Source organism: Microbulbifer thermotolerans (genome assembly GCF_001617625.1).
Classification (GTDB): domain Bacteria; phylum Pseudomonadota; class Gammaproteobacteria; order Pseudomonadales; family Cellvibrionaceae; genus Microbulbifer; species Microbulbifer thermotolerans.
In genome coordinates this window covers 1301959-1314419 of record NZ_CP014864.1, presented here as the reverse complement: position 1 = coordinate 1314419, position 12461 = coordinate 1301959, and the positions used below count along the sequence as shown (strand labels likewise).

Sequence of the window (12461 nt, the reverse complement as noted above, 5' to 3'; positions counted from 1 at the left end):
CATGCAGCCACGCAGCGCCGTGGCGGATTTACGGAGCCTCAGGAGATGGGGTGCACACAGCGTTGGAAAACATGGAAACAGGAGGAAACAACGCTTTTTCCGGGGCGAAAGGGAAGACAGAGCGGACCAATTCCCGCCCCGCTTCACCGATAAATGCCATCAGGACAAATTGCGTGCGAGCAATGCCTGCAAACGCCCCCAGGCCCGCTCCGCCTGTTCCCGGTTGTACACCGCGGAATCCGGCGGACACCAGCCGTGCAGCGTGCCCTCGTACACTTCAATCTCGGCGGGCAGTTCGGCGCTGTCAAATGCCGTGCGCAATGCGGTTTTGGCGCCGGGGTCGCGCTCGTCGTCATTCTGTGCGATCGCAATAAGAAAGCCCGCTTTCATCTCCGGCACCAACCGGTGGGGGCTGTCTTCCCCATCGGTCACCAAGCCTACTCCATGGAAAGAGGCTCCGGCGCCAATGCGCTTGGGCATATCCGCCGCCAACCGGAAGGTATATGAACCGGTCATGCAGTAACCGACAACGCCGATCCTTTTCCCCGTATCCACCGAGGGCTGGCGATCGAGAAATCTGACGAAAGCACGGCCGTCAGTAACACAGGTGGCCGGTGACAGAGTTGCGGCCAGCGCCTTCGCCCTGGGCCAGACAGCCTTGCGCAAATCGGGATCGATCACCCGAGCCTCATCGGGAATCAGCTGGGCATGGATGGATCTGTAGTAAGGATTAACCACCAGTACCGCATAGCCGGACTCGGCGAGCCGCCTTCCCATTTGCCGGAAGGCCGGGCGCATTCCGAAGATATCCGGCCACATAATCACTGCGGGGTGGCGGCCCTTCGCCGGATGGACAAAATAGGCGTCCGCTTCGCCGTCAGGTGTTTCCACCACCACTTTGGATTCCTTCACTTCCTGTGCCCGTGCGGACCAGGGCAGCATCATCGCCAGGGCCGCCCCCAGCCCCGTCTTGCCGAAAGCCCTGCGTGTCATGCCATGTCGCCGGTAATAGGCTTCCGCCTCCCGGTTGCTATCTTCGTCGCACATTTTTCTCTCCTCCTAAAAATATGGCGATTGACGCGGCTACCCTGCCATCCAACGGGGCAAGGGAACACCCATTGCCGTGATGTCTACCGCAGCGGCTAAAGCGATTCAATCACCCCCGTCAAATGCGGTTTTTTGCCCGCGCTGTCTTTTACGGCAAATTCAATAGAGCCATCCACGGCACGCTGCTGAAACTGCACGCTGGAGGGTAGAAATACCGGCAACTTGAAAGAAACACTGACCTTAAAGGCGTCACCGGGCAGCAGGGAATCCAGTTCCGCCAGACAACGCGCCTTGGTCCACATACCGTGGACAATTGCACGGCGGAAACCGAACAGGCGGGCAGTCAGCGCCGACAAATGAATGGGGTTACTGTCTCCGGAAACCCGGGCATAGCGGCGGCCGGTGCCGGCAGGGACATCCCAGCGGGATACAGAGTCCGGTGTAAAATCGACAGTTTTGCGTTTGTTGTGCGCACGGCTTGCGGGCCTACTGCCCCCACCGCGCCGCAGCATGGTGGTGACACACTCCCATAGCAGCTCCTGCCCGGAGAGAACACGGGTATACAGATCGAATTCCATTCCCTTCGGCACCGGCCGCGGCCCGCGCAGAGTGCAGTCTATATCGAGCGTTTCATCTACGTCGATGGTTCGGTGCTGAATAATCTCGTTGCGCAAGTGCACCAATCCCAACACGCGGAAAGGAAAGGCATCGGACACTAGGAGTTCCATGTGCAAAGGCGCGGCCAGCACAAACGGATAAGTGGCAGGCAAGCTCCCCCTGGCGGAGAAAGCACAGGCTTCGCGGTAGGCGTTCAAGGAACTTACATTGACGCGCCGCCCCTTGAGCACCGCCCGGCCCAGCTCACTCTCCGCGACCGGAAGCTGCCCCGATTTACTGACGGTAAGTGCGCGCAGATAGTAAGACAGTGTGGAAGGGACGGATTTCAGCTCAATGATTTTCGACATGCTATACCTGGATGCCCCGGGGAAAATAACTGTTCGCAACTGCTGAGAATTTGCCGGATTAGTGACCGGATTCTGGCAGAAAGCGGTTACAGTTTGTACTCAGGCTCAGCTGCAGCCCCCTGTTGGATATAGGGGTTGACACAATCCGGGTCCGATGCTTTTAGGAATCTCGAAAATCTCAGAGCATCACTCAGAGAAGAGGCTCAGGTAATGGAGGGCATTTCCAATCCGCCGGGGTAAAGAGGCGGCTCCGATGATGCCACAAGGAAGCGCCCGCGCGCTCCTCACGGCTTCCCCAATCGCTCCGTGAAAATCAATACAAATCCCGCCGGTAGCGGCCTTCATCGAGCAGCCGATTCACCGCTTGCGTACCGAGCAGATCTGCCAGGGCTCTGTGCACCGCCTCGCCCATTCCCGCACTGCTGCCACAGACGTAGACATCCGCCCCCTGCGACAGAAAGGAAGCCACCTGCTCTCCGTTGGCCGTCAGAAAATGCTGCACATAGCGCGGACCATTTCCAGCGCGAGAAAAAACTCGGTCGCAGCGGCTCAGTGTTCCAGCTTCCAACCAGCCATCTATCTCACTGGCCAGGTGCCGGTCCACCTCGGGACTGCGCTCGCCGTAAATCAGCCAACTCCGTCCGGGGCTGGGGCACCGGGCCCGCTCCGCGAGCTGTGCGCGCAGTCCCGCCAGACCGCTGCCGGCTCCGATAAGCAAAATCGGGCGGCGGTGATCCAACGTGTGGCAATGGGCGTTGACTCGGATACAGCCGGCCAGGAAACCACCAACCGGACAATAACGGGTGAGCCAGCCGGAGCCCAGTCCACCCCGCCGCTGGCGCACCAACAATATCAAACGGCCCTCCTCGGGGCGGGAGGCCACGGAATATTCGCGCTCGGGCAACAGGGGCCAATCAACAAATTCACCGCCCAGCAATTGGCCTGGCTGGCAAATGCGGTCCGGTAGTTGCCGCTCACTCAACCAGGCCGCCAGCGTACGGCTATGCCCCGCCACGGTAATCCAATTGGCGCCATCCACACCCTGCCGCGCGAGCCACTGTTCCACCACCCGCCGCGCCAACCGCGGCCGGATGGTGAGAACATCGCCCGCCCGCCAGGCGGGAGACGGCCCACAGGCCCGCAGTTCAATCCGGTACAGGGGGTCGCCGGGACTGCTGGGGTTCAGCAGTTGCCGGTCGGCCAACTGCCAATAATTGACGGCATCCGCTGTGCCGGCCCCCGGGCTTGTGGTGTTCGGCTTGCCGCTGTCTATGCGCACCAGTGGCTGCAAGGGCTTGGCACCCATGGCGGCCAGGCCCCTATAAACCGCTTGGCCAAAGGCACAGAATTTCGTATAGGCACTGTCGCCGAGGGCAATTACCGAATAGGAGAGATGAGACAAATCCAGAGGCAAACGGGCGCCGTTGAGATAACGGCGGGCAAAGGCGCGCCCGTTGTCCGGCGGCTCGCCGTCGCCAAAAGTGCTGACCACAAACAGCGCCCGCCGCGTCGACAACAGCGCCTCATTTGTAAGCTGATTCAACGGCAGCAGCCGTATCTCATCACCACTGTAACCCTCGGCTTTTAAATCGTCGATTTTCTGCCGTGCGAGCGCTTCCGCAGTGCCGCTCTGGCTGGCATAGGCCACCAGCGCGGCGCCACCGGCGGCCGCCGCGCGTACGCGCCGCTGCCGCCAGTAGAGCCAGAGACACCAGCTGGTCCAGGCAATAATGACAGCGCCGGCCAGGATACTTCTTTGGTATTCCGTCACTTTATCGGTTCCGAGGTCTTACAGCGGCAGTACCTCGAAGGTGGCGGAGTACACACCGTGTCGCTTGGTGGCCGGCGCTTTGGCCTTGTCATCCTCATACTCGGCTTCCATGAAATAGCGCCCCGCCGCCGGCCAAGTGACACTGAACAGGCCGTCACTGCCCGCCTTGGCGGTAATTTCATTCTGACTGTCCCGGTAACGGGTGCCCCCCGGAATCAATACCACTTCCGCATTTTTGGCCGGCTCCCCGTCAATCAGCAGTTTAAATTCGGCGATTTCACCGACATAGAGATCGTTCGGGTGAGTAACCGGGACCAGTTCCAAGCCCACGCCTGTAGGCGCGAGTACCTCTGAGGTGGGATTGCCTGCCGTCACAAACGTCTCTGTGCGGCGGTAATCGTAGATAACGCGCAAATCCTTAGCATCCTTCGGCACGGCGGTTGCGAACTCGGCATCGTCCGCGCTCTTGCCCCGACCGGGCCACATTTGACGCTTGCCTTCAGCATCTTTCCAGAAAGCGCGCAGACCTGCCGACGCACGACTTACCTTGTAAGTGCCCTCTTCTTTCAGCTGCAGATCAAAGGTACTGCGATAGTGCCCCTTGGCGAGATTTTGCAACGGAACCTGTTCTCCGCTGGGCGCGGTCACCGCTACCTGCTCCATGGGCAGGGCGACGTGATCCGGGAAAAATATGGTATTCGATACAGCGGCATCGAAAGTCACATAGGGACTTTCGCCGGAAAGTACAGTAGCACTCGGCAGTATCCACATCCGGTGCGCCTGCGCCTGCATGGCCACACCCGCACTGATAACTGCGGCCAGCAACGCCCGGCCCAATACATTTCTCTTCATTCCGTGTTCCTCTTATGCGTAGATTGACAATCAGGGGAGCAGAGCCACGCGTATTGCGCCCAGTTCAGTATTGCCACTGCCAGTGAGCGGCAGTGCGGATTTATCCAGTGGCCAAGTCAAAGGGATCTCCACCAGCTCACGGCCGCCCACCTCCCGCGCAGCCTCCACTCGCAGGCGGTAACTGCCCGGCTTCAATGCCGCCAGTTGCTCCCGATCCAACGCCAACTCCAGTTGGTGCTCGCCGGGGCCGTAGGTGGCGGAAGTAATCCCATCCACCGGCATATCGAGGCTGCGGCCGCCCCGGCGCCACCACTGGCGCAAATCCTTGAGCCATTTTTTGCCCTCGTCATTGGGCATGTGAACGTCGTACCAGACTGCCAGCTGTGTGGCCCGACGGGATTCGTCCTCCAGCCAAACGGCCACGTAGGGCTTGTGGTATTCCGCTACTTTGAGACGCGGAATCTCAATACTTACCTGCAGGCTCTCCGCCTGGGCCCAACCGGTGACCGACATACCCGCCACCAACGCCAGGGAGCGGAGTCTTTGCAAAGGCTTTATGTGCATAATTTCTTTCGGTACTTCCTTTTTTCAGCTCAGTCAGTGAATAAAAACCAGGGCAATCACCAAAGGGATGACGATGCCCAGGGCAGTGAGTGGCCAGGTAGACGGTCGGCGCGGAGACTGCTGCCAAAGCAGCCAAAAACCGGTCAGACAGAAAACAACACAGGCGGCCGCAAAGATATCCAGAAACCACTTCCACACAGGGCCGCTGTCGCGGCCTTTGTGCAGGTCGTTCAGATAGGCGATCCAACCGCGGTCGGTGTCCTCATAGATCAACTCGCCGCTATCGGTGTCCAGGGACAGCCAAGCGTCGCCGCCGGGCCGCGGCATGGCGAGATAAAATTCCCCGCTATCCCACTCACCGCTGTGCCGGCGGGGCACTTGGATCTGATGTTCTTCAGCGAGCCATTGCACTAAATTGGCTGGCAACTGCCGCTCTGTTTCGGGAAGCCAATGCGCCAACAGTGGAGCGGGCACAGTGATTTCGCGGCTGACTACCCGCGGCTCAGCGGAAATCTCTGCAGCGTGATTCAGAGTGATACCGGTGATGGCGAACAGCAACATAGCCGCCAGACATATGGCGGAACTCACCCAATGCCACTGGCGTACTGTCCCTACAGAAAATCCCACTTCTACTGCTCTCAATCGAATGTTTTCATTGGCTCCGGGCCAGTATCGCCGGCGCTACGCTCCCGCCGCGGTTAAAACTCCCGACAAATAATAATGCTTCTCATTAACTAAACACAAGAAAAAAGGGGGCGGTGCGTTGCGTGAAATACAACAGTACCGCGGAGCCTCCTTCACCGGTAACAGAAGTGGACCTTGCATGATCTGAGAGAACTGAGCACCTTCGCAACCGTAAAAGGCTCCGAAGATCACCGAGCCTAGCCGGCTTTTATATAACCGAATTGGGACTCTCCCAACCGAATAGTTATTGGTCGATCTCTGGCCGCTCCGTATAATCCGCAGCTTTTCCGCATCATTTCTTCTGTGGTACCCAATCAACAGCTGTATGACCAAAGCCTCTCCCCTGGCACTCCTGCCCCTTTTTCTTTTCCTCGGCCTGTTTGTAGGGAGCGGCCTCTGGTATCAGTCCCAAGGGGTGGAGATGGCCTTCTATCAAATCTCCGCTCCGGTCGCGATACTGCCGGCAATCGCGCTGGCCGTACTGCTCGCTCGCGGCTCTCTGAACCACCGCATCGAAACATTTATCCGCGGCGCTGGCGATCACACCATTGTCACCATGCTGCTGATTTACCTGCTGGCCGGGGCCTTTGCCAGCGTCGCCAAGGCCGCCGGTGGTGTGGACGCCGCCGTCAATCTCGGCCTCAGCGCAATTCCCCCCACCCTGGTTCTGCCGGGGCTCTTCGTGATCACCGCTTTTATCGCCACCGCCATGGGCACTTCCATGGGCACCGTCGCCGCCATTACGCCAATTGCCGTGGGCATGGCCAATGCGACCGACCTGCCACTGCTATTGACTGTCGGCACTATCGTCGGCGGCGCCATGTTCGGCGATAACCTGTCGATTATCTCCGACACCACCATTGCCGCCACCCGCACCCAGGGTGTGGAAATGCGGGACAAGTTTCGCATGAACTTCCGCATCGCCCTGCCGGCGGCGTTAGTGACCGTGAGTGGACTCTATTTCCTGGGTAGCTCGGCAGTAGTGGAGGCTCCGGGGGACTTTGAGCCGCTGCGGGTTCTGCCTTATTTAGTGGTGCTGTGCCTTGCGGTATCGGGCGTCAATGTATTACTGACGCTTTTCACCGGTCTGTTACTGGCCGGGGCCATTGGTCTGACCCTGCAACCGGACTATGGTCTGGCGGCCCTATCCAGGGATGTCTACGCCGGCTACACCGGTATGCAAGAGATATTGATTCTTTCCCTGCTGATCGGCGGCTTGGGGGCAATGATGCAGGCGGGCGGCGGTCTGGCGTGGCTGGCCACTGCGATCGACAAGCTCAATCATTCGCGGCGCAGAGGCGCAAGTGCGACCCGCATTGGCGAGCTGGGCATCAGCACCGCAGTAGCGGCCACCAATGTGTGTACGGCCAATAACACTGTGGCGATTCTGCTCACCGGAAGCCTGGCCAAGGATATCGCACAACGCTACGGTGTTGATCCTCGCCGCAGCGCCAGCCTGTTGGATATTTTCTCCTGTGCAGTACAGGGACTGCTGCCCTACGGCGCACAGGTACTACTGGCTTCCTCACTGGCGAAGGTCTCCCCACTGGCCTTGATCGGCAACATTTATTACTGCTGGTTGCTGGGGATAGCAGCGCTGATCTCCATAGCTATCGGCCTGCCCCGCGAAACTTTACGTCAGGCAGATACAGCTTCAAGCCCCGCAGATTAAAGGGCACAAAGCAAAAATCAGCAGCTCTACAAAAACTGCGCGGAATTTGCGTCCGGCAGCAAAGCCGCCTCACGCTCAAATAAAAATAAGAAGCCGAAGCGATGAAACGGAAGCTGTGAAACCCCGCCCTATTTCGGCGGCAGGGAACCGGCGAATTCCGCCCCCCGGCTCACCCAGGCATCCAGGTCAGCGGCCACCGCATCTTCCTCCACATAGACCATCCCTTTCAGCGGCCTGCCGGTATAATCCATTGGCCTTGTGTAGCGCTCGGCCAGTGCATCCTGGTAATTTTCTGGACCTACTCGCACCATCAGCTCCTCACCGACGACACCACAGGCCATGTTGCCATTCAGCATAAAGGCGAGACCGCCGAACATTTGCTTTTCTGTCAGACCGTCAGTGTTCCTCAACAGATTGCGGACTTTTTCCGCCAACTCTTTGTTGTATGCCATAACAATCTCCTCAATCATCCTTGCTGAATTCGGAATTGCATACCGGCTCCGGTTTACGCCACAAAATCATCGCTGCCGGGAAAGCCGATAAATCGAAGAGGTATCCATTATGAGATTCCCGAATACAGGTCGGGACCTTGGGGTATTTTTTTCCGTATTTCGCCCGGTGCACAAACAGGCGGACTGGGTTTTCGGGAGGCCTGCGACGGGAATAATGCTTGAAACGGATCGATGGAGCAGTGAAACCGCTTGCCGTACAGCAGAGAAGCAGAGGTTATAGTGTTCAGCAAGAAATTCCGAAGCCTGAGCCATCGTTAAAAAGTTATTTTTCGATAACTTTTTAAGTGTAGCAGCTAAGGAGGGGCATCACGGATTTGGGATGGGGTTTGTGAAGCTGTCCCGGGCGATCGGCATCAATTGCGACACATGGCCGCAATTGATGCCGCTATCTGCCCTTTAGTCCACAAACACCCGCGCGTTGCGGAACAGACGCATCCAGCCGGAGTCCTCTTGCCAATCATCCGGGTGCCAGCTGTTGCTGACCATGCGAGCAACCCGCTCCGGGTGCGGCATCATAATGGTGACGCGGCCATCCTCAGAACACAGTGAGGTAATGCCGTTTACCGAACCGTTCGGGTTAGCGGGATAGGTCTCGGTAATCTCGCGGTGGTTGTTTAGATAACGCATGGCGATGGTGCCCGATTTTTCACAGGCTTCCAGCGCCTCGCGGTTCGCAAATTCAACGCGGCCTTCCCCATGGGCCACCGCCACCGGCATCACGGAACCAGCCATGCCCGCAAACAGCACCGACGGCGATTCCTCGATGCCGACCAGCGAGAAGCGCGCCTCGTACTGCTCGGAAAGGTTGCGCACAAAGCGCGGCCAGTGACCGGCGCCCGGGATCAGCTCCTTGATCACCGAGAACATCTGGCAGCCATTGCAAACCCCGAGGCCAAAGGTGTCCTTGCGGTTGAAAAAGCCCTCGAACTGCTCCCGCGCGCGGGGATTGAACAGGATGGTCTTGGCCCAGCCCTCTCCGGCGCCGAGCACGTCCCCGTATGAGAAGCCACCACAGCCCACCAGCCCCTTGAAGTCATCCAGGGTTACCCGGCCGGCAAGGATATCGCTCATATGCACATCCACGGCGGTAAAGCCGGCGCGATGGAAGGCGTGCGCCATTTCCACCTGGCTGTTGACGCCCTGCTCGCGCAATATCGCCACCTTCGGCCGCACACCTTTGTTGATATAAGGCGCGCTGATGTCCTCGTTGATATCGAAGGTGAGATGTACCGACAGGCCAGGGTCTTCCTTGGCAATGGCGGCGAACTCCTGTGCAGCGCAGTCGGCATTGTCGCGCAACGCCTGGATACGGTAGCTGGTCTCGGACCAGATCTGCTGCAGTTCCGCGCGACTGCGTTTGAAAATCCGTGCCCCTTCGCGGGTGATGCACAGGTGTTCGTTGTTGTTCAATTCGCCGATCTGGTGTGCCGGCACGCCGACAGCGGCAAAGCGCTGTACCAGCATGTCCGCGTCGCAGGCCGGCACCTGCAAAACAGCGCCCAGTTCCTCGTTAAACAAGGCGGCAATGGGGTCTTCGCCCAGCTCGTAGATTTCCACGTCGACACCCACGCGGCCGGCGAAGGTCATCTCTGCCAAAGTGGCGAAGAGCCCTCCGTCGGAGCGGTCGTGGTAAGCGATGATCCGCTCCTCGGCCAGCGCTTCCTGCATCAATTCAAAGAAGCCCTTCAGGCGCTTGGGATCATCCAGATCCGCGGGGGCGCCACCGAGCTGGTTATATACCTGCGCCAGGCAGGAGCCGCCCAGGCGGTTTTTGCCCGCACCCAGGTCCACCAGCAGCAGTTTTGTCTCACCCTTGTCGGTGCGCAGCTGCGGGGTGACGGTTTTGCGCACGTCGGTAACCGGGCTGAAAGCGGAGATAATCAACGATAAAGGCGCGGTGACCGCCTTGTCCTCGCCGCCGTCATTCCAGGCGGTGCGCATGGACATGGAGTCCTTACCCACCGGAATGGTGATACCGAGCGCCGGACACAATTCCATGCCGATGGCCTCTACGGTGCGGTAGAGCTTTTCCTCCTCGCCCGGGTGGCCGGCGGCACACATCCAGTTGGCGCTCAACTTAATGTCAGACAGCTGCGCAATCGGTGTACAAGCCATATTGGTAATGGCCTCGCCCACCGCCAGGCGGCCCGAGGCCGGGGCATCCAGCAGGGCCACCGGAGTGCGCTCACCCATGGCCATGGCCTCACCGGCATAGCTGTCGTAGGAGACAGTAGTCACGGCGCAGTCCGCCACCGGAACCTGCCAGGGGCCGACCATCTGATCCCGGGCCACTTGGCCAGTAACGCTCCTGTCGCCAATGGTAATCAGGAAGTTCTTACTGGCTACCGTAGGCAGACGCAGTACCCGTTCCGCAGCTTCGTTAAGATCTATGCCCGCGGTCTCAAACTCCTTGGTTTCGACAACACGCTTCTCTGCCACCCGGTGCATACGCGGCGGCTTTCCGAAAAGCACAGACATGGGAAGATCCACCGGCTTGGCATCGAACTCCTTGTCATTCAGTAACAGGCGTTTCTCTTCGATGGCCTCGCCCACTACCGCAAAGGGCGCACGCTCGCGCTCACAGATCTGCTGAAAACGCGGCAGATCGCCCGGCATCACTGCCAGCACATAGCGTTCCTGAGATTCGTTGCACCAGATCTCCAGCGGGCTCATACCCGGCTCGTCACTGGGTACCTTCCGCAGCTCAAATTTGCCGCCGGTACCGCCGTCTTTGACCAGCTCCGGGAAGGCGTTGGACAAACCTCCCGCGCCCACGTCATGGATGAAAGCGATGGGGTTCTCATCCCCCAGTTGCCAGCACTGGTCGATGACCTCCTGGCAGCGGCGCTCGATCTCCGGGTTCTGGCGCTGCACCGAGGCAAAATCCAAGTCTTCGGAGCTGCTGCCACTGGCCATACTGGAGGCGGCACCACCCCCAAGGCCGATCAGCATTGCCGGGCCGCCGAGCACCACCAACTTGGCACCGGGTTTAAAGGGCTGTTTTTCGATGTGCTCTTCGCGGATATTGCCGTAACCGCCGGCGATCATAATCGGCTTGTGGTAGCCCCGGCGCTCGCCGCCAAATTCTTCTTCGAAGGTACGGAAATAGCCGCAGATATTGGGGCGGCCAAACTCGTTATTGAAGGCGGCACCGCCGATGGGGCCTTCAATCATAATATCCAGCGCGCTGACAATGCGCTCGGGCTTGCCGTAATCCACTTCCCAGGGCTGCAGGTAATCGGGGATTTGCAGGTTGGAAACAGTGAAGCCGGTCAGCCCCACCTTGGGCTTGGAGCCTCGGCCCACGGCACCCTCGTCGCGGATCTCGCCACCGGCGCCGGTACCGGCGCCAGGGAAAGGCGCAATTGCCGTGGGGTGGTTGTGGGTTTCCACCTTCATCAGCATGTGGATGGGTTCGACGCTGAAACCATAGGCTTTGGTTTCCGGGTCCGGATAAAAGCGGCCGGCCTCGTGCCCCACCACAACTGCGGCGTTGTCCGCATAGGCGGACAGGACATTGTCGCCACCCTGTTCGTAGGTGTTCTTGATCATGCCGAACAGGGTATGCGGCATTTCCTCACCGTCGATGGTCCAGGAGGCATTGAAGATTTTGTGGCGGCAGTGTTCAGAGTTCGCCTGGGCAAACATCATCAACTCCACGTCCGTGGGGTTGCGCTGCAGCTCCTGGAAACTCTTCAGCAGATAGTCGATCTCATCTTCTGCCAGGGCCAGACCCAATGCTGCATTGGCCTCCTCCAGCGCCTGGCGCCCACCGCCGAGCAGATCGACACTGGTGAGCGGCCGCGGCTTCTCCTCGCGAAACAGTTGCTCTGCCTGATCGAAATCGGTGAATACGCTTTCCACCATGCGATCGTGCAGTACAGCGGCCAGGGCCTCCCGTTCAGCACCGGTTAATTCGGTTCCGGTTACATAGTAGGCCAGCCCCCGCTCCAAGCGGTGGATCTGGGTGAGACCGGCGTTGTGGGCGATGTCGGTGGCCTTGGAAGACCAGGGGGAAATCGTGCCCGGGCGGGGCACCACTAGCAGCAGTTCACCCTCCGGCTGGTGCATTTCCTCGGTGGGACCGTACTGTAGCAGCCGCTCGAGCAGAGCCAGTTCTTTCTTGTTCAGTGCCGGAGTATCGGCGAAGTGAACATACTCGGCGTAGATATCGTCAATTGCCGGCTGCATCGCGCGCAGTTGATTTAGGAGTTTCTGGTGACGGAATTTCGACAGTGCGGGAGCACCACGCAGAACTAGCATCGCGGGAGTTTGCCTCTTGTCTGAAGTTTGAGCTCCGCGCCGTCAACAATCGCGCAAAGCCCGGGAATTGAAGAGGGCGCAATTGTACCCGAAGCGTCGCGCCACAAACACTGCCCCGGAGCTCTGTGTGT

Annotated in this window: 9 protein-coding genes; 1 reads left to right on the top strand and 8 read right to left on the bottom strand. The window is 59.3% G+C overall.

Annotated features, from left to right (window positions below):
• Positions 1–159: 159 nt before the first annotated feature.
• The 6 genes from A3224_RS05495 to A3224_RS05470 form a co-directional block, all read right to left on the bottom strand.
• The gene (locus A3224_RS05495; RefSeq protein WP_067152362.1) at positions 160–1047 is read right to left on the bottom strand and encodes a dienelactone hydrolase family protein; all 888 of its coding nucleotides are present in this window, start codon (positions 1045–1047) and stop codon (positions 160–162) included.
• A 95-nt stretch (positions 1048–1142) separates the two neighbouring features.
• On the bottom strand, positions 1143–2012 hold the full coding sequence (locus tag A3224_RS05490; protein ID WP_067152360.1) for a MaoC family dehydratase: 870 nt from the start codon (positions 2010–2012) through the stop codon (positions 1143–1145).
• A 313-nt stretch (positions 2013–2325) separates the two neighbouring features.
• Positions 2326–3783: a flavodoxin domain-containing protein gene (locus A3224_RS05485; protein WP_067152358.1), complete on the bottom strand. Its 1458-nt coding sequence runs from the start codon at positions 3781–3783 to the stop codon at positions 2326–2328.
• Positions 3784–3801: 18 nt separating this feature from the next.
• Positions 3802–4635, bottom strand: coding sequence for a DUF4198 domain-containing protein (locus tag A3224_RS05480; protein WP_067152356.1), 834 nt, complete (start codon positions 4633–4635; stop codon positions 3802–3804).
• A gap of 30 nt (positions 4636–4665) precedes the next feature.
• Entirely contained in the window at positions 4666–5199 is a 534-nt protein-coding gene (locus tag A3224_RS05475; RefSeq protein ID WP_067152354.1) for a DUF2271 domain-containing protein, read from the bottom strand.
• A gap of 33 nt (positions 5200–5232) precedes the next feature.
• Complete coding sequence (locus tag A3224_RS05470) at positions 5233–5826, bottom strand: PepSY-associated TM helix domain-containing protein (RefSeq protein ID WP_067152352.1); 594 nt, start codon at positions 5824–5826, stop codon at positions 5233–5235.
• Positions 5827–6208: 382 nt separating this feature from the next.
• On the opposite strand from A3224_RS05470, the gene A3224_RS05465 reads away from it, so the two are divergent.
• Entirely contained in the window at positions 6209–7555 is a 1347-nt protein-coding gene (locus tag A3224_RS05465) for a Na+/H+ antiporter NhaC family protein (protein ID WP_067152350.1), read from the top strand.
• Positions 7556–7683: 128 nt separating this feature from the next.
• Here A3224_RS05465 and A3224_RS05460 read toward each other — a convergent pair whose 3' ends face one another.
• Positions 7684–8007 carry a TfoX/Sxy family protein gene (locus A3224_RS05460; RefSeq protein WP_067157515.1) on the bottom strand — a complete coding sequence of 108 codons (324 nt, stop codon included), beginning with the start codon at positions 8005–8007 and terminating at the stop codon, positions 7684–7686.
• Positions 8008–8463: 456 nt separating this feature from the next.
• Positions 8464–12330, bottom strand: coding sequence for a phosphoribosylformylglycinamidine synthase (purL, locus tag A3224_RS05455; RefSeq protein ID WP_067152348.1), 3867 nt, complete (start codon positions 12328–12330; stop codon positions 8464–8466).
• Positions 12331–12461 lie beyond the last annotated feature (131 nt).

Excerpts from the sequence above, each read along its gene's own strand:
- A3224_RS05495 (WP_067152362.1), bottom strand. The coding sequence starts at position 1,047 with ATGTGCGACGAAGATAGCAACCGGGAGGCGGAAGCCTATTACCGGCGA.
- A3224_RS05490 (WP_067152360.1), bottom strand. The coding sequence starts at position 2,012 with ATGTCGAAAATCATTGAGCTGAAATCCGTCCCTTCCACACTGTCTTAC.
- A3224_RS05480 (WP_067152356.1), bottom strand. The coding sequence starts at position 4,635 with ATGAAGAGAAATGTATTGGGCCGGGCGTTGCTGGCCGCAGTTATCAGT.
- A3224_RS05475 (WP_067152354.1), bottom strand. The coding sequence starts at position 5,199 with ATGCACATAAAGCCTTTGCAAAGACTCCGCTCCCTGGCGTTGGTGGCG.
- A3224_RS05465 (WP_067152350.1), top strand. The coding sequence starts at position 6,209 with ATGACCAAAGCCTCTCCCCTGGCACTCCTGCCCCTTTTTCTTTTCCTC.
- A3224_RS05460 (WP_067157515.1), bottom strand. The coding sequence starts at position 8,007 with ATGGCATACAACAAAGAGTTGGCGGAAAAAGTCCGCAATCTGTTGAGG.
- purL (WP_067152348.1), bottom strand. The coding sequence starts at position 12,330 with ATGCTAGTTCTGCGTGGTGCTCCCGCACTGTCGAAATTCCGTCACCAG.